This window comes from Aeromonas sp. 25-248 (genome assembly GCF_053005425.1).
Map to the genome: position 1 here is coordinate 31,921 of NZ_JBRKTB010000008.1, position 16,179 is coordinate 48,099.

A 16,179-nucleotide genomic window follows, 5' to 3' on the forward strand; every position below is an offset into this window, starting at 1 on the left:
ATGTTTGCCAAACTCATGGGCTGGATCGATGATCGTTTCCCGCTCACGGCCATGTACAACGACCATATGGCCAAGTATCCGGCGCCCAAGAACCTGAACTTCTGGTACTTCTTCGGCTCTCTTGCCATGTTGGTGCTGGTCAACCAGATCATCACCGGCATCTGGCTGACCATGAACTACAACCCTTCGGCGGAAGGTGCCTTCGCTTCCGTGGAATACATCATGCGGGATGTGGATTACGGCTGGCTGCTTCGCTACATGCACTCCACCGGGGCATCCGCCTTCTTCATCGTGGTCTACCTGCACATGTTCCGCGGCATGATCTACGGCTCTTACCAGAAGCCAAGGGAACTGCTGTGGATCTTCGGCATGCTGATCTTCCTGGTGCTGATGGCCGAGGCCTTCATGGGTTACCTGCTGCCCTGGGGGCAGATGTCGTTCTGGGGGGCCCAGGTCATCATCTCGCTGTTCGGTGCCATCCCCGTTATCGGTGACGATCTGACTCTGTGGATCCGGGGGGACTATGTCATCTCGGGTGCGACCCTGAACCGCTTCTTTGCGCTGCACGTCATCGCTCTGCCGCTGGTACTGGTGATGCTGGTGGCCATGCATATCCTGGCGCTGCACGAAGTGGGCTCCAACAACCCCGATGGCATCGACATCAAGAAGCACAAGGACGAGAACGGCTGGCCACTGGATGCGGTCGCGTTCCACCCCTATTTCACCGTGAAGGACATGATCGGGGTAGCCGGTTTCCTGTTCTTCTTCTGTGCCATCATCTTCTTCAAGCCGGATATGTGGGGCTATTTCCTCGAGAAACCGAACTTTGAGGTGGCCAACGGCCTGAAGACACCGGCGCATATCGCCCCGGTTTGGTACTTCACCCCCTTCTACGCCATCCTGCGTGCGGTGCCTGACAAGCTGCTGGGGGTCATCATGATGGGCCTCTCCATCGTGGTGCTGTTCCTGTTGCCCTGGCTGGATCGTTGCAAGGTGCGCTCGGTGCGTTACCGCAGCACCCTGCACAAGCTGAACATCGCCCAGTTCGTGGTCTGCTTCATTATTCTGGGGGTGCTGGGCGTGCTGCCATCAACCCCGACCCTGACGCTGATTGCACAGCTCTGTACTCTGGGTTATTTCGGATTCTTCGTCCTGTTGTTCTTCTACAGCAAGAATGAGAACACCAAGCCGCTGCCGGAGAGGGTGACATTCAAATGAAAAGAATAATTTTTGCAGTGCTGGCCCTGCTGCCTGGTCTGGTGTTGGCCTCTGGCGGTGGCTTCCCCCTCGACAAGGCGGAGTACGATCTGAGTGACAAGGCATCCCTGCAACGGGGGGCCGCCACCTTCATGAACTACTGTGCCGGCTGTCACTCCACCCAGTACCAGCGTTATAACCGGGTGGCGGCCGACATCGGCATTCCGGACGATCTGATGAAGGAGAACCTGGTCTTCACCGGCGCCAAGATCGGCGATCTGATGAAGAGCGCCATGTCCGAGAAGGATGCTGCGCGCTGGTTCGGCGCGCCGCCCCCCGACCTGACCCTGGTTGCCCGGGTGCGTGGTGCAGACTGGATCTACACCTATCTGCGTTCCTTCTACGTGGACGAGACCCGTCCATTCGGGGTGAACAACGCCGTCTTCCCGTCCGTGGGTATGCCCCATGTGCTGGAGCCGTTGCAGGGGACGCCCCGCGCCGAGTTCGAGACGCACACCCTGGATGGCGTGGAGATGCAGCAAGTCGTCAGCATCAAATCTGACGGCAACGGTGAAATGAACAACGAAGAATATGATCAGACGGTACTGGATCTGGTAAACTTCTTGGTCTACTCGGCTGAGCCGGTGCAGCAGGAGCGCGAACGCATGGGCTTCTGGGTACTCGGATTCATCGCTATCTTCTTCATCTTCACTGTGCTGTTGAAGAAGGAATTCTGGCGCGACGTTCACTAAGCGACCAGATCGGAGTAATATGACGCACGGCAATGAAGACAGACATGCTTCATTGCCGTTTCTGCTTTTTAATGACGGGAGGGTTCAATGGCTGTAGCTGCCAATAAGCGTTCGGTAATGACGCTGTTTTCCGGTGCCAACGATATGTTCAGCCATCAGGTGCGTATTGTCCTGGCGGAGAAGGGTGTTAGCGTGGATATCTGCCAGGTTGATCCTGCCAACCTGCCGGATGAGCTGGCCGAGCTGAACCCGTACAACACTGTACCGACTCTGGTGGATCGCGAGCTGGCGTTGTACACCTCGCGCATCATCATGGAGTATCTGGACGAGCGTTTCCCGCATCCGCCCCTGATGCCGGTTTATCCGGTCGCGCGCGGCAACAGCCGTCTGATGATGCACCGCATCGAGCTGGACTGGTACTCTCTGGCCGACAAGATCATGGCGGGCACCGATACCGAAGCCGCCCGTGCCGAGTTGCGCGACAACCTGCTGGCCATCGCCCCCATCTTCGGCGAGATGCCCTACTTCATGAGCGAAGAGTTCGGTCTGGTCGACTGCTACATGGCGCCGTTGCTGTGGCGTCTGCCGAGCCTGGGCATCGATTTCACCGGCCGTGGCGCCAAAGAGCTGAAGGCTTACATGGTGCGCCTGTTCGAGCGTGAATCCTTCCAGGCTTCCCTGACCGAGGCCGAGCGCGAGATCCGTGCCGGCGTATGAGCATGGAACCGACAATGACACCCAGTCGCCCGTATCTGCTGCGGGCGTTTTTTGACTGGTTGCTGGATAACGATCTGACTCCCCATCTTGTGGTCAATGCCAACATTCCCCATGTGATGGTACCGATGCAGTTCGTGCAGGATGGCCAGATTGTTCTGAACATAGCCCCCCGGGCCGTGGGCCAGTTCCACATGGACAATGACGCTGTCAGCTTCAGCGCCCGTTTCGGTGGCGTATCGCAGCAGGTCTATATCCCCATGGCGGCCGTACTGGCCATCCATGCCAGAGAGAACGGAGTGGGGACCCTGTTCCCGCCGGAGCCCGGGTATGACCTCTGGCTGGAACAGGCACAGACACCCACGTCGGTTGACCCCGAGCCGGAACCACCGCGCCCGAGCGGTCGCCCGACTCTGAAAGTCATCAAATAAAAAACGCAGCCTGAAGGCTGCGTTTTTTCATCCTGCCAGATGGTCAATTCTGGGCAAACTCGAAGGCTTTGATCACCTGCTTAACGCCGCTGACGTGGCGGGCGATTTCCACGGCTTGATCCCCTTCCTGGCGGGTGACCAACCCAATGAGGAACACCTCGCCATTCTCGGTGACAACCTTCACCTTGGCGCTATCGAAGTTCTTGGTGCCCAGCATGTCGGCCCGCACCTTGGAGGTGATCCAGGTGTCATTGCTGCGCACGCCGATACTGACTGGTTTGCCAAGGCGCAGCTCGTTGTAGACATGGCGAACCCCTTCAATCCGGCTCACGATTCTGCCCGCTTCCTGTTTGTAAGCGTCAGAGGGTGTCTGACCCACCAGCAGCACACGGCCGTTGTTGCTGTAGACACTGATCTTGCTGGCGGCGCTCAGGGGCTTGTTGTCGGCCAACAGGTTGGCGGCTTTCAGCTCTATGGTCTGATCGTCCCACTGGGCACCCAGGGTGCGGCGATCGCCGCTCGCCTTGGCGGTGCCAGCCGCGCCACCGACCACCACGGCAGCACAGCCTTGCAGCAGCAGGACGCCGGTCAGCAGGGCAAGAGCGAGAATAGGCTTCTTCATGGTTTCAGTCTTCCTGTTGCGGGAAAAGTGTCTGGTCGATGAGATCACAGAGACAGTGCAGGGTCAACAGGTTCACTTCCAGAATACGAGGACGGCGAGCGGAAGGAACGCGGATCTCCACGTCATTGGGGCCCAGCAGACCGGCGATCTCTCCCCCGTCTCCGCCACCGAGAACAATGATGGTCATGTCGCGGGAGAGGGCGGCCTCCGCGGCTTTGATCAGGCTGCGGCTGTTGCCTGTCGTGGTGATGACCACCAGGATGTCGCCTGGTTGTCCCAGAGCTCGGATCTGCTTGGCATAGACCTCCTCGAAACCGTGATCCGTGGCGATGGCGCTGATGGTCGCCATGTCGGGCGTCAGGGCGAGACCGGGCAGGGAGGGGCGAGGAGTTTCATAGCAGTTCACCAACTCGGAAATAAATAGCTGTGCCAATGCCGAGGAGGGACCATTGCCACATGCCATCACCTTGTGGCCATTGAGCAGGCAGATGGTCAGCATCTGGGCTGCCGTATGGATGGCATCCGGCAGTGCTTCGGCGGCGGCTATCTTGGTCTGGATGCTTTCGGTGTAATTCTCTTTGATGGGATCAGTCATGGGGTCCTCTTAAAACGCGTTCTGGATCCAGTCCGGCTGGTCGCCCTCGAACGCGATCACATCGAATCGACAGGCCTGGTTGGCCTCATTGATGGCATGTTGCTTGAAATAGTGGCGCGCGGCCAGCACGATCTTGTGCTGCTTGCGCCGGGTGACCGAGCTGGCTGCACCGCCATGAGTGGCGTTGGCGCGATATCTCACTTCAACGAACACCAGGGTCTCTCCCTGGCGCATGATGAGATCGATCTCGCCGCCACGGCAGCGGTAGTTGCGGGTCACGGGTTGCAGGCCGCGGGCCTGCAACCAGCGTTCCGCTATTTGCTCAAAGTGTTGTCCCTTGCTCGTCGCTGCCGACGGCAACAGGTTCAACCACTGCTGGTGAAGTTGTGTCAGTAGCCTCTTCATGAGTCGCATCCTCCAGCTGGGGGGCGGCGCTGTCGCTGACCAGCTTGCCATTCTGGTAGGTGGCCCAGTCCAGCATGCGCACTATGTTGCCCTGGGGATCCACGCTCAGCTGGCCGCTCATGCCGGGTTGCTGCATGGCATTGACCTTGCGCATTTGCGGCAGGTTGCCTGCCAGGCTGACGGCATCGTAGCCGAGGGCGAACAGGCGCAGCAGGTCGCCCTGGGTCTGGGGCCAGAGCAGGGCAATCTGTTCACGCTGCGTCTCGAAGCCACCCAGCAGCAGCGGCATGTCGGAGATATGCATGCCGTTGAGCTCGGATGCCACCTCGGTCGTCCCGCCGTCGTATCCCCGCGAGCTGCTGTAGATGGGCAGGCTGCCCATGGGGTTGACCGAGATGTCCACATAGGGCTTGATCATCCGGGTCTCCAGGCTGTTGGCCACCACATAGACGGCGTCGATGCTGCGCGGCGCGGCATCGGACAGCTGGACAATCTCCCCGGCTCGTGCGGTGGAACGGCCGCTCAGAGCGTTCTTGACCATGCCCTGCACTTCGTTGCGCGCCCCGAAGGTGGCAACCACGGGCTTCTCCTGGCTGACGCCGGCCCAGGCCTGTTCAAACGCCTTGATACTGCTGTAGCCAATCCGGCCTTGTGCCGCGATCAGCAGCGGCTTGCGGTAGCCCTGACCATAGAGGTACTGGGCCGCCTGGCTCGCATCGGCAGCGGCGGAGAGCGAGAAATAGAAGGTGTTGTCGTTGACGATCGGCTTGTCCAGCTCGTTGAGCGCCAGCACCGGCACGGTCGGATTCGACTTGAGCAGCTCCTCCACCTGATCCTTGAGCAGAGGGCCGATGACCATGTTGGCCCCTTCCTGAATCGCCTGCTTGTAGAGATCCCCCATCGCCTTGCCCTGGGTATCGTAGAAGTTCAGGGTGAACTGGCTCTGATTTTCTTTGTAGGACATCAACATGCCGTTGCGGATGGCGGCGCCCTGGGCTTCCAGGTTGCCGGAGAGCGGCAGGAAGACGGCGATCTGCTGCAGCGAACCGTTGTCCGTGATAGCGAGATCCCCAAGGCCGGCCGGCATGTCGCTCTGGGCAGGGTGGTTAGGGAAGCTCTGCTTCCAGCCGGCAAGCTGGCGGGCCAGCTGGCTCGGCTGTGCCCCGAATTCGTTCACCAGTGCCGCAAGACGCAGCCAGCCGGTGGTCACGTCGGGGGCCGGTGCCTCTTCCAGCGCCTGCAGGGTGGAGGGTGTCATGCTTTTCAGCAGTGACCAGATCTGCTGGTGATTGGTGGCCAGCTCATTCTTGGCCAGATAAGGTTCCAGCAGGATCAGCGACTTGGCCGCACCAAACTTGTTGTTGATGTCGAGCTGCAGCACCACGCGCTGGCGGTACCAGTCCTTCTGGGTATCGGCATCCAGAACCACATCCGGCTTGCCTTCCAGCAGGATCAGCGCCTGGTTGGCGTTGCCCTGGGCGAGTAGCAGGTGTGCCTGCAGCAGTTGCAACTGCGCCTGCTGCACCGGGCTCTTCGCCTGCTTCTGCAACTGCTGATACAGGGCGGCAGCCGGTTTGGCCTGGCCGAGCGCCAGATAGCTGCGCGCCGCCATCATCTGCCACACGAAGGCCTCTGCCGGTTTGGCGGGATCCACCTGCTCCAGATACCACTGGGCATTCTTGGTCAGATCCGAGAAGGCTGACGGCATGCCGGGTTGTCCGGAAGATTGATTGGGCTCCGACGCACAGGCGGCGAGCAGGACTGCCGCGAGTAGGATGCCGAAGAGTCGTGATACACTTAGCTGCTTTATAACCCGGTTCAAGTTCATTCCCCGACCAGTGTTGAAATTCTCCATAGTGTAAACGGGCCAATATGGCGACACAATTGTCGGGACACTCGGAGCTCCCATGAGTGACATCCCAACCCTGTATATAGTCCCCACTCCGATCGGCAATCTGGCCGACATCACCCAGCGAGCACTGGACGTGCTGCGCAGCGTCGATCTGGTGGCCGCCGAGGATACCCGGCATACCGGGATCCTGCTCAGCCACTACCAGATCTCGGTACCGACCTTTGCTCTGCACGATCACAACGAGCAGCAAAAGGCGGATGTGCTGATCGCCCGCATCAAGGAGGGCAAGAGCGTGGCCCTGGTCTCCGATGCGGGGACGCCGCTCATCAGCGACCCCGGTTATCACCTGGTCACCCGTTGTCGCGAAGCCGGGGTCAAGGTGGTGCCGCTGCCCGGTCCCTGCGCCGCCATCACGGCGCTGTCCGCCGCCGGGCTGCCCACCGACCGCTTCGCCTTCGAGGGTTTCCTGCCGGCCAAGGCCAAGGGGCGGGATGATCGCCTGCAAGCCGTCATCGAAGACACCCGCTCTCTGGTGTTCTACGAATCGCCGCGCCGGGTGCAGGAGACGGTGGAAGCCATTGCTCGCATCCTTGGTGAGCGCCAGGTGGTGGTGTGCCGCGAGCTGACCAAGACCTTCGAGTCCATCCACGGTCTGCCCGCCTCCGAGATGCTGGCCTGGCTCGGAGAGGACGATAACCGTTGCCGCGGGGAGATCGTGCTGGTGGTCGCCGGTGCCAGCAAGGTGGATGACGAGTTGCCTGCGGAGGCGATCCGCACCCTGGGCCTGCTGGTCAGCGAGCTGCCCCTCAAGAAGGCTGCAGCCCTCACCGCCGAGATCCACGGGGTGAAGAAGAACGCCCTCTACAAATACGGTCTCGAGCACTATTAATTGCCGTAAACCGGAATTGACGGTTTACCCCGTCCGTCTCGCGAGGCTATAATCCGCGCCTCGGAGTTGGCTGGGCAATCGCTGCTTCGTCGTTGTGTCCCTCGGGGCAGACGGGCGGAGGGGAGGAAAGTCCGGGCTTCACAGGGCAGGGTGCCAGGTAACGCCTGGGGGGCGCGAGCCTACGACCAGTGCAACAGAGAGCAGACCGCCGATGGCCCGCAAGGGATCAGGTAAGGGTGAAAGGGTGCGGTAAGAGCGCACCGCGCGACTGGCAACAGTTCGTGGCACGGTAAACTCCACCTGAAGCAAGACCAAATAGGCCCCTATTGGCGCGGCCCGCGTTGGGGGCGGGTAGGTTGCTTGAGCCAGCGAGCGATTGCTGGCCTAGAGGAATGATTGCTACCCGGGGCAACCCGGTACAGAACCCGGCTTACAGGCCGACTCCGACCTCTTTCTGGTAAGTGATTACCTCAAAATCCCGGCACCTTTTGGTGCCGGGATTTTTATTTTCGGCTGGTCACGCGGTCGCGTGGCGCCTTTTGGGGTTTTGTAATAAAGTTCTCGCCCCTTTCGGTCGCTCTGTGTCGTCTGGGCTATCGGTATCGATCATGGAGCCGGCATGTCTCCATGCAGCAGGACGAGATGAAAATGGCAAAGGTGGATTTGTAATGTCATCAAGCGGCGTAATGCACACCCCTTCCCGGTTGATCTGTGCCGAGCGGGGCAGAGCCCTGCCTCAATATGACTTGCTGGGGGTCGAGAGGGCCAATCAGGCCCGTCTCAGGCAACTCAACACCCAACTGAGCGTCTTTTCCCAGCAGGCGTCGGGCTGCATGGCCCAGTTGTTCAATGCGGCGGATTGCGATCTGGGTTACCAGGACTTTTCTTCTGCGTTGCCGCAAGAGGAGGATGATCATCAGGTCTGGGTCGAAGCCCGTACTCCTCTGGATGCCCAGCGTGTCGCCTTTTTCTCCATCTCTCCTGCGGTCATCTATCGGCTTGCCGTGCTGTTTTTCGGCGGCACTCTGCAACACAAGGGGGCCACTACGCCCCATGGCAGGGGATTGACCGACACCGAACAGCGACTGCTGCTGCGGCTGTGCCAGTACCAGGTGGAAATCTGGTCGACCTGTCAGGGGCAGGGAGACCTCTCCTGGCAGCTGAATCTGATCTCCCGGGAGGCCCTGCCCGCAGGCCCGCTCTGGAAGGCGCAGGCCAGTATGCTGGCCGGTGGCAGCCAGCACGATTGGCAGTTCTGGCTGGCGCCCCCCGAAGAGGCGCCCGGTATCGCTGAAGGTCAGCGTGTGCAGGTGGCGCAACTGGAAGAGGCGCTGATCCAGGTGCCGGTGCGGCTGCGGGTGGTCATGGGGCAGATGTCCATGACGCTGGCGGATCTCGAATGCCTCAAGGTGGGAGACGTGCTCTCGCTGGATTTACCCGAGGTGGTGCCAGCCCTGATCGGCCAGCGCCCCTGTTTCAATGGACGCATTGCCGAACATAAAGGCAGCCTGGTGTACCAGGTGGCAACAGTGGTAGAGGAGTAGTCGAAGCGTGAACGAGCACAACATGAATGACCCGCTGGATCTGGATGGCCTGGATCAGCTGTTTGGGGACGACATCAGCATGCCGAGTGCGGCCGACTACATGGCGCCGACCAGCAGTACCAAACAGCGGGATCTCTCCTTCTTTCACCACATTCCGGTCAAGGTGACGCTGGAAGTGGCCAGCACCGAGGTGGCGCTGGGCGAGCTGATGAAGGTGGAAGAGGGGGCCGTCATCGAGCTGGACAAGCTGGCGGGCGAGCCGCTGGATGTCCGCGTCAACGGGCGCCTGCTGGCCAGGGGCGAGGTGGTGGTGGTCAACGGCAAATACGGGCTGCGGCTGGTGGACGTCGTGGACACCAAATTGCTGGGCGGCATGAACGACTGATGCGTTATCTGCTGGTTGCCCTGCTCCTGCTGGCGTTGCCGAGCTGGGGCGCGGACATGACGCTGTTCTCGGTATCGCCGAGCGAAGCTGGGGGAGAGGACTACAGCGTCAAGCTGCAGATCCTCTTCTTCATGACCCTGCTGGGTCTGCTGCCGACCCTGCTGCTGATGATGACCAGTTTTACCCGGATCATCATAGTGCTGGCCATCCTGCGTCAGGCCCTGGGATTGCAGCAAAGCCCACCTAACCGGGTGCTGATCGGCATCAGCCTGATCCTGACCCTGGTGATCATGAGGCCGGTCTGGACCGAGATGTACCAGAACGCCTTCGTGCCATACGACCAGAACGAAATCACGTTGACGGAAGGGCTGGCCCGCGCCGAAAAACCGCTGCGCCAATTCATGCTGGCCCAGACCAGGGAGCCGGATCTCGAGCAGATGCTGCGCATCTCCGGAGAGCCGACCACCCTCGCCAAGAGCGAGGTGCCGTTCGGCGTGCTGTTGCCAGCCTTCGTGCTGAGCGAGCTGAACACCGCCTTCCAGATAGGTTTCATGCTGTTCATCCCCTTTCTGGTCATCGATCTGGTGGTCGCCAGCGTGTTGATGGCCATGGGGATGATGATGCTCTCCCCTCTCATCATCTCGCTGCCATTCAAGTTGATGGTCTTCGTGCTGGTGGATGGCTGGTCCATGACGGTCGGTACCCTGGCGGCCAGTTTCGGCGGGGGAGGCTGACGTGACCCCCGAGCAGAGTGTGGCCCTGGTGGGCGGGGCCGTGAACCTGGTGGTCATCATGGTCTCGGTGCTGATCGTGCCCGGTCTCATCGTCGGGCTGGTGGTCAGCATCTTCCAGGCGGCGACCCAGATCCAGGAACAGACACTGAGCTTCCTGCCCCGTTTCATCGTGACCCTGCTGACCCTCATCTTCACGGGAAACTGGCTGCTGTCGCAGATCACCACCCTGTTCGCCGACCTGTTCCAGAAGATCCCCGGGCTTATCGGATGAACTCCCTGCTGTCGTTCAGTGCGGCCGAGCTGACCGCCTGGCTGGGACAGTGGTGGTGGCCCTTCATTCGCATCGCGGCCGCCTTCTGGGTGATGCCGGTATTCGGTGACGGCCGGGTGCCTGCACAGGTTCGCATCCTGTTGGCCTTCGTCATCAGTCTGCTGATCGCCCCCATGATGAAAGGCATGCCGGCGCTGGAACCCCTCAGTGCCGGCATGGTGGTGCTGACCCTGGAGCAGTTGCTGTTCGGTCTGCTGTTCGGGCTCTGCATACAGATGCTGTTCATGGTGATGACCATGGCGGGGCAGATCCTCTCCATGCAGATGGGGTTGGGGATGGCGGTGATGAACGATCCTTCCAACGGAGACACGGCGCCCATCGTCAGCCAGATCATGCTGGTCTTCTGTTCCCTGTTGTTCCTCGGTCTGAACGGCCATCTGGTGACTTTGGATGTCCTGGTGCAGAGCCTGCGCACCTGGCCGCCGGGAACATCGCTCTACGTCCTCGATCTGAAGGGGGTCATCGGCCTGTTTGGCTGGAGCATCGGAGCCGCCCTCATCCTGACCCTGCCTGCCGTGGTGGCCATGCTGATGGTGAACCTCACCTTCGGGGTGCTCAATCGTACGGCCCCTTCCCTGAACATCTTCTCTCTGGGCTTCCCCATGACGTTGCTGCTGGGGCTGCTCACCATGGCCATCTCCATCAGCGGCGTCCCGGCCCGCTACCTGGATCTGGTCGGTTACGTGCTGACCCAGCTCAGGGCATTGACGCCGACATGAGCCAGCACAGCGCCCAGGACAAAACCGAAGAGGCCTCTTCCCAGAAACGGCGCAAGGCGCGGGAAGAGGGCCAGATTGCACGTTCCAGGGAGTTGAGCTCGGCCGGCCTGCTGCTCGTCGGCGGTCTGGTCATGCAGTGGATGGTACCGAGTTTCGGGCTCTTCTTTGCCGAGCTGATGAAGCAGCCTCAGCGTTTCAACTGGCAAGGGGCACGGGATCCCCAGATGATGATCCAGTGGACCGCGGACGCCCTGATCGGGATGCTGTGGGTGCTGCTGCCTCTGTTCGGCGTGCTGGCCCTGCTGCTGGTGCTGCTCAGTAGCGTGCCTGGCGGCATGGTGCTGGTCTGGAAGAAGCTGATGCCAAGCGGGGAGAAGCTCAACCCGCTCAAGGGGCTCAAGCGGATGTTCTCCACCCACAGTCTGATGGAACTTCTGAAATCCCTGCTCAAGGTGCTGCTGATCGGCGGCACCCTGGCCATGCTGCTCCAGCACCAGTGGCCCACCCTGATGATGATGAACCGCATGCCGCCCCAGGCGGCCATGGAACAGGCGCTGCGGATCCTCTCCCAGGCATTCATCTTGCTAGGCAGTGTGCAGATGCTCATCGCGGTGCTGGATGTGCCCTACCAGCGCTGGTCCTTGAACAAGCAGTTGAAGATGACCAAGCAGGAGGTCAAGGACGAGCACAAGAACAGCGAGGGGCGTCCGGAGATCAAGGCGAGGATCCGCCAGGTGCAGGGGATGCTGGCCAGGGCCCGCATCGAACAGCGGGTGCCCCAGGCCGATGTCATCATAGTGAACCCGACCCATTATGCGGTGGCCATCAAGTACGATCCCGAGCGGGCCAACGCCCCCTATGTGATTGCCAAGGGGGTGGACGGCATGGCGGAGCGGATCCGCGAGGTGGCCAAAGCCCATGACAAGCGGGTGATGAGCCTGCCCGAGCTGACCCGGGCCATCTACTACTCCACCCGGGTGGATCAGGAAGTGCCGGCGGGTCTGTACACCGCGGTCGCCTATGTATTGAACCATGTATTGCAGCTACGGGCCTATGAGGCTGGCAAGGGCAGGAAACCCAATCCCCTTGCCCCCCTGCACGTGCCGCCCGAATTACGTCAACCTGAGAGGTAAGTTGTGAACTGGCGTGTCTTTACCCAATCCTATACAGCCATCCCCATGATGCTGCTGGCCATCCTGGCGATGATGATACTGCCTCTGCCAGGCTGGCTGCTGGATGCCCTGTTCACCTTCAACATCGTGCTGGCGGTGCTGGTGCTGCTGGTCTCCGTCTCGGCCCGCCGGCCCCTCGACTTCTCCGTCTTCCCGACCGTGCTGCTGGTGGCCACCCTGATGCGGCTCTCCCTCAACGTCGCCTCCACCCGGGTGGTGCTGCTGCACGGCCATGAAGGCAACGAAGCGGCCGGCAAGGTGATCCAGGCCTTCGGCGAAGTGGTCATCGGTGGCAACTACGTGGTGGGTCTGGTGGTCTTCGTCATTCTGATGATCATCAACTTCGTGGTGATCACCAAGGGGGGCGAGCGGATCTCGGAAGTGTCCGCCCGCTTCACCCTGGACGCCATGCCGGGCAAGCAGATGGCCATCGACGCCGACCTCAATGCGGGGACCCTGGATCAGCACCAGGCCCGGGCAAGACGGGAGGAGATCGCCAGGGAAGCGGACTTCTACGGGGCCATGGACGGGGCCTCCAAGTTCGTGCGTGGTGATGCCATCGCCGGTCTGCTGGTGCTCATCATCAACCTCGTCGGGGGCCTGGCCATCGGCATCTTCCAGCACTCGCTGCCGGTTTCCGATGCCTTCCGCATCTATGCCCTGCTCACCATAGGTGACGGTCTGGTCGCCCAGATCCCCTCCCTGCTGATGTCCACGGCTGCAGCCATCATCGTCACCCGCGTGAGTGACGAAGGGGAGATGTCGGATCAGGTTGGCCAGCAGATCCTGGCCTCTCCTCGGGTGATCTACACGGCGGCGACCGTCATGCTGATCCTGGGGCTGGTTCCCGGCATGCCCATGCTGGCCTTCCTCAGCTTTGCGGCCGTGCTGGCCTGGACCGGCTGGAGCGTCAGCAAGCGCCGGGTGCAGGATCCCGCGCTGGATGCGGCCGAGGCGCTGACGCGCCAGATGGTGCAGCCGGAGCCCCAGGGGCTGGAGTGGCAGGACCTGCCCCCGGTGGACGCGGTCGCCATCGAACTGGGTTATCGACTGGTACCGCTGGCGGAGGCGGACAAGGGGGCCGAGCTGCTGGCCCGGGTACGCGGTATTCGCAAGACACTCTCCGAGCAGTACGGCTTCCTGCTGCCCGAGATCCGGGTGAGGGACAACCTGCAATTGCAGCCGGATCAGTACCGCATCAAGCTATCCGGCATCCCTTTGGCTTCGGGCAATGTGGATTGCCAGCGGTTGATGGCCATCAGCAGCGGTGAGACCTATGGCGCCCTGGATGGCGAGCTGACACAGGATCCGGCCTATGGCATGAGTGCGGTCTGGATTTCGCCGGACAACAAGGCCAAGGCCCTCAATCTGGGCTACTCGGTGGTGGATTCCGCCACCGTTATCGCGACTCACGCCAGCAAGCTGCTCAGGGAGCAGCTCGACGGCCTGTTTGGTCATGACGAGGTGGGCAAGCTGGGTCAGCATCTGGCGACCCAGTCCCCCCGTCTTGCGGAAGAGCTCAATCTGGCCCTGACCCAGATGCAGCAACTGCGGGTCTTCCGCCAGTTGCTCAAGGAGCAGATCAGCCTCACCGACATCCGCACCATCGCCACCACCTTGCTGGATGCGAGCGAGCTGACCAAGGATCCCGTCCTGCTGGCGTCCGATGTGCGCTGCGCACTGAAGCGCCAGATCGTCAGACAGGCGATCGGGTCCCGCGACGTGCTGGCGGCCTTCACCCTGGATGACCGGCTGGAGCAGACCCTGCTGACGGCCATGAGCCAGTCACAGCAGCAGGGCAAGATCCAGCTGGACAGCTTCCCGGTGGATCCCCAGTTGCTGGCGCAGTTGCAGCAGAACATGCCGCTGGTGAAGGAGCAACTGCAGCAACAGGGATATGCGCCCGTGCTGGTGGTGATGCCCCAGCTCAGACCGCTGATAGCCCGTTATGCCCGTTCCTTCTCGAAAGGCCTCAAGGTGCTCTCCTATAACGAGATACCGGAAGATTTGCGAGTCGAAGTCATCGGGACTCTGGGCTGAAGTGGAATTGCCTTGGCGTCACAGGGACAGGAAGCGCCTATTCCGCATATCTGCTTGAATTGTCATATAAAGCCGCTATCATGTGACGACTTTTGACGCGATACATACTGACAGTTAAGAAAAAAATAGAAATAGTCGGATGTATCACATGGCTTCAGGGACAACGTAGCCATGCCATCCAAATACGGGTCGTCGCATGATAAAGGCAAACTGAACTGAAAAGTCAGGACGCAAAGCCTCCGGTCTAACAGCATTGATGCTAATGATAGCGGGGTTACCAAGGCCATGATTTCCCGCCTTGTTTTTATACCGATATAGACCATTCACTCAATAAAGGGTGCGGTCTCTATTTGTGTGTCTTTATTTTTCACGCATCAGTTCTGTTGATTGATTCATGTGCAATCACAGGTTCGGGATATATGTTTTCTGATTTATCTAGCAAGGAAAATTCAATACCGACCGGTATTGAAATGCATGCTCATTTATTATTAGTTTCAGCTTCGTTATCAAATGGAAACGATGTTGAACGTATATTGCTCAGTGCCGGTTATCGTGTTTCCTGTGTCGATTCCGTGTCGCTGGCCAAGCAATTTCTCTCGAACCATGCGGTCGATCTCATTCTGCTCGACATGGCGGTCATGACCGAGGCAGGGCCCGCCATGGTGCAGACGCTGGCAGGGACCGACTGCGTCATTCTGGTCAACGAGCATCAGGCCTACCTGGCGGCGGAAGCCATGCGGGCCGGCGCCATCGACTACATCATCAAGCCCTTCAGCCAGCGCCAGATCCTCGATGTGGTGAGAGGGGCCCTGCGCCTGCGCCAGGCCATTCCCAATCTGATCGCCACGTCCCCCCAGAGCCTGCAGGTGTTGCAGCTTGCCCGGCGGGCAGCCAAGACATCGGCCACCATCCTCATCGGTGGCGAATCCGGGACAGGCAAGGAGCGACTGGCTCGCTACATCCACGAGATGTCCAGCCGGGCCGGCAAGCCTTTCGTGGCCATCAACTGTGCGGCCATCCCGGAAGCCATGCTCGAATCCATCCTGTTCGGACACAGCAAGGGGGCCTTCACCGGGGCAACCGCCAACCAGCAGGGAAAATTCGAGCTGGCCCAGGGCGGCACCCTGCTGCTCGACGAGATCTCCGAACTGCCGCTGGCGCTGCAGGCCAAGTTGCTGCGGGTGTTGCAGGAGAAAGAGGTGGAACGCCTCGGCAGTCATCAGGTGATCGCGCTGGATGTGCGGATCATCGCCGCCAGCAACCGGGACCTGAGGGAGCTGGTGCTGCAGGGCGCGTTTCGCGAGGACCTTTTCTACCGGCTCGACGTGCTCCCCATGAGCTGGCCGGCACTGCGGGAGAGGCGGGATGACATCCTGCCTCTGGCGGAATACTTCATCGAACGCTACGCCGCACAGCAGGGGTATCGCCTCGGCGAGAGTGCCCGTCAGCAACTGCTCTCCTATGACTGGCCTGGCAATGTGCGTGAGCTGGACAACGTGATTCAGCGAGCGCTAATTATGGCTCGCGGCTTGCATATTCAGGCCGTCGATCTGATGTTGCCCCATTACGCCGCCGAAGCCGACACCCCGCAACCGCAGACGCTTGCGGCCCCCGAGGGGCTCAGCGAGACCAAGCGGCATGCTGAATTTCAATTCGTCCTTGAGACGTTGCGCCGTTTCCGTGGTCACCGGACACGCACGGCCGAAGCCCTCGGAATGACGACCCGGGCACTTAGATACAAGCTGGCTGCCATGCGCGAGCAGGGCATCGATGTCGAGCAGCAGATACAAAACTAAG

Annotated in this window: 17 protein-coding genes, 1 other RNA gene and 1 riboswitch; of the genes, 14 read left to right on the top strand and 4 right to left on the bottom strand. The window is 60.7% G+C overall.

Features of this window, described 5'->3' with window-relative positions:
• From ACVDHI_RS12805 to ACVDHI_RS12820, 4 genes are all read left to right on the top strand, one after another.
• The gene (locus tag ACVDHI_RS12805) at positions 1–1,218 is read left to right on the top strand and encodes a cytochrome b (RefSeq protein ID WP_010675853.1); all 1,218 of its coding nucleotides are present in this window, start codon (positions 1–3) and stop codon (positions 1,216–1,218) included.
• Positions 1,215–1,949: a cytochrome c1 gene (locus ACVDHI_RS12810; protein ID WP_039040484.1), complete on the top strand. Its 735-nt coding sequence runs from the start codon at positions 1,215–1,217 to the stop codon at positions 1,947–1,949. Before ACVDHI_RS12805 ends, ACVDHI_RS12810 begins: the two co-directional genes overlap by 4 nt.
• 87 nt (positions 1,950–2,036) lie before the next feature.
• Positions 2,037–2,666 carry a stringent starvation protein SspA gene (gene sspA, locus ACVDHI_RS12815; RefSeq protein WP_039040485.1) on the top strand — a complete coding sequence of 210 codons (630 nt, stop codon included), beginning with the start codon at positions 2,037–2,039 and terminating at the stop codon, positions 2,664–2,666.
• A complete protein-coding gene (locus ACVDHI_RS12820; protein ID WP_029314842.1) occupies positions 2,663–3,094 on the top strand; it encodes a ClpXP protease specificity-enhancing factor in 432 nt (143 codons plus the stop codon). Before sspA ends, ACVDHI_RS12820 begins: the two co-directional genes overlap by 4 nt.
• A gap of 43 nt (positions 3,095–3,137) precedes the next feature.
• Here ACVDHI_RS12820 and dolP read toward each other — a convergent pair whose 3' ends face one another.
• The 4 genes from dolP to ACVDHI_RS12840 are packed head-to-tail and all read right to left on the bottom strand — an operon-like array spanning position 3,138 to position 6,424.
• A complete protein-coding gene (dolP, locus tag ACVDHI_RS12825; RefSeq protein WP_010675849.1) occupies positions 3,138–3,716 on the bottom strand; it encodes a division/outer membrane stress-associated lipid-binding lipoprotein in 579 nt (192 codons plus the stop codon).
• A gap of 4 nt (positions 3,717–3,720) precedes the next feature.
• Entirely contained in the window at positions 3,721–4,311 is a 591-nt protein-coding gene (locus tag ACVDHI_RS12830) for a D-sedoheptulose-7-phosphate isomerase (RefSeq protein WP_010675848.1), read from the bottom strand.
• Between the two features lie 9 nt (positions 4,312–4,320).
• Positions 4,321–4,716: a YraN family protein gene (locus ACVDHI_RS12835; RefSeq protein WP_080770042.1), complete on the bottom strand. Its 396-nt coding sequence runs from the start codon at positions 4,714–4,716 to the stop codon at positions 4,321–4,323.
• Entirely contained in the window at positions 4,634–6,424 is a 1,791-nt protein-coding gene (locus ACVDHI_RS12840; protein WP_447212150.1) for a penicillin-binding protein activator, read from the bottom strand. Before ACVDHI_RS12840 ends, ACVDHI_RS12835 begins: the two co-directional genes overlap by 83 nt.
• Before the next feature lie 199 nt (positions 6,425–6,623).
• Between ACVDHI_RS12840 and rsmI the strand changes: the two genes are divergently transcribed.
• The 10 genes from rsmI (at position 6,624) to lafK (ending at position 16,178) form a co-directional block, all read left to right on the top strand.
• Positions 6,624–7,457: a 16S rRNA (cytidine(1402)-2'-O)-methyltransferase gene (rsmI, locus tag ACVDHI_RS12845; RefSeq protein WP_041211835.1), complete on the top strand. Its 834-nt coding sequence runs from the start codon at positions 6,624–6,626 to the stop codon at positions 7,455–7,457.
• A 62-nt stretch (positions 7,458–7,519) separates the two neighbouring features.
• Positions 7,520–7,906, top strand: an RNA gene (gene rnpB, locus ACVDHI_RS12850) — RNase P RNA component class A.
• Positions 7,907–8,125: 219 nt separating this feature from the next.
• A complete protein-coding gene (gene lfiM / locus ACVDHI_RS12855) occupies positions 8,126–9,001 on the top strand; it encodes a lateral flagellar motor switch protein LfiM (RefSeq protein ID WP_190285528.1) in 876 nt (291 codons plus the stop codon).
• A 7-nt stretch (positions 9,002–9,008) separates the two neighbouring features.
• Positions 9,009–9,386 carry a lateral flagellar motor switch protein LfiN gene (gene lfiN / locus ACVDHI_RS12860; RefSeq protein WP_041211834.1) on the top strand — a complete coding sequence of 126 codons (378 nt, stop codon included), beginning with the start codon at positions 9,009–9,011 and terminating at the stop codon, positions 9,384–9,386.
• Positions 9,386–10,120, top strand: coding sequence for a flagellar type III secretion system pore protein FliP (gene fliP / locus ACVDHI_RS12865; RefSeq protein ID WP_041211833.1), 735 nt, complete (start codon positions 9,386–9,388; stop codon positions 10,118–10,120). Before lfiN ends, fliP begins: the two co-directional genes overlap by 1 nt.
• 1 nt (position 10,121) lies before the next feature.
• Positions 10,122–10,391, top strand: coding sequence for a flagellar biosynthesis protein FliQ (gene fliQ, locus ACVDHI_RS12870; RefSeq protein ID WP_041211832.1), 270 nt, complete (start codon positions 10,122–10,124; stop codon positions 10,389–10,391).
• Positions 10,388–11,170 (top strand): lateral flagellar biosynthetic protein LfiR, encoded by a 783-nt coding sequence (gene lfiR / locus ACVDHI_RS12875; RefSeq protein WP_324061500.1) that lies wholly within the window; start codon positions 10,388–10,390, stop codon positions 11,168–11,170. Before fliQ ends, lfiR begins: the two co-directional genes overlap by 4 nt.
• The gene (flhB, locus tag ACVDHI_RS12880; RefSeq protein ID WP_128312872.1) at positions 11,167–12,303 is read left to right on the top strand and encodes a flagellar biosynthesis protein FlhB; all 1,137 of its coding nucleotides are present in this window, start codon (positions 11,167–11,169) and stop codon (positions 12,301–12,303) included. The genes lfiR and flhB overlap by 4 nt, the downstream gene beginning before the upstream one ends.
• Before the next feature lie 3 nt (positions 12,304–12,306).
• The gene (gene lfhA / locus ACVDHI_RS12885; RefSeq protein ID WP_041211829.1) at positions 12,307–14,382 is read left to right on the top strand and encodes a lateral flagellar biosynthesis protein LfhA; all 2,076 of its coding nucleotides are present in this window, start codon (positions 12,307–12,309) and stop codon (positions 14,380–14,382) included.
• Positions 14,383–14,576: 194 nt separating this feature from the next.
• Positions 14,577–14,664: riboswitch (cyclic di-GMP riboswitch) on the top strand.
• Positions 14,665–14,915: 251 nt separating this feature from the next.
• Positions 14,916–16,178 carry a lateral flagellar response regulator transcription factor LafK gene (gene lafK / locus ACVDHI_RS12890; RefSeq protein WP_324061498.1) on the top strand — a complete coding sequence of 421 codons (1,263 nt, stop codon included), beginning with the start codon at positions 14,916–14,918 and terminating at the stop codon, positions 16,176–16,178.
• Position 16,179 lies beyond the last annotated feature (1 nt).

Excerpts from the sequence above, each read along its gene's own strand:
- flhB (WP_128312872.1), top strand. The coding sequence starts at position 11,167 with ATGAGCCAGCACAGCGCCCAGGACAAAACCGAAGAGGCCTCTTCCCAG.
- fliP (WP_041211833.1), top strand. The coding sequence starts at position 9,386 with ATGCGTTATCTGCTGGTTGCCCTGCTCCTGCTGGCGTTGCCGAGCTGG.
- lfiR (WP_324061500.1), top strand. The coding sequence starts at position 10,388 with ATGAACTCCCTGCTGTCGTTCAGTGCGGCCGAGCTGACCGCCTGGCTG.
- dolP (WP_010675849.1), bottom strand. The coding sequence starts at position 3,716 with ATGAAGAAGCCTATTCTCGCTCTTGCCCTGCTGACCGGCGTCCTGCTG.
- ACVDHI_RS12835 (WP_080770042.1), bottom strand. The coding sequence starts at position 4,716 with ATGAAGAGGCTACTGACACAACTTCACCAGCAGTGGTTGAACCTGTTG.
- ACVDHI_RS12805 (WP_010675853.1), top strand. The coding sequence starts at position 1 with ATGTTTGCCAAACTCATGGGCTGGATCGATGATCGTTTCCCGCTCACG.
- ACVDHI_RS12830 (WP_010675848.1), bottom strand. The coding sequence starts at position 4,311 with ATGACTGATCCCATCAAAGAGAATTACACCGAAAGCATCCAGACCAAG.
- sspA (WP_039040485.1), top strand. The coding sequence starts at position 2,037 with ATGGCTGTAGCTGCCAATAAGCGTTCGGTAATGACGCTGTTTTCCGGT.
- lfiM (WP_190285528.1), top strand. The coding sequence starts at position 8,126 with ATGTCATCAAGCGGCGTAATGCACACCCCTTCCCGGTTGATCTGTGCC.
- ACVDHI_RS12810 (WP_039040484.1), top strand. The coding sequence starts at position 1,215 with ATGAAAAGAATAATTTTTGCAGTGCTGGCCCTGCTGCCTGGTCTGGTG.
- ACVDHI_RS12820 (WP_029314842.1), top strand. The coding sequence starts at position 2,663 with ATGAGCATGGAACCGACAATGACACCCAGTCGCCCGTATCTGCTGCGG.
- rsmI (WP_041211835.1), top strand. The coding sequence starts at position 6,624 with ATGAGTGACATCCCAACCCTGTATATAGTCCCCACTCCGATCGGCAAT.
- ACVDHI_RS12840 (WP_447212150.1), bottom strand. The coding sequence starts at position 6,424 with ATGCCGTCAGCCTTCTCGGATCTGACCAAGAATGCCCAGTGGTATCTG.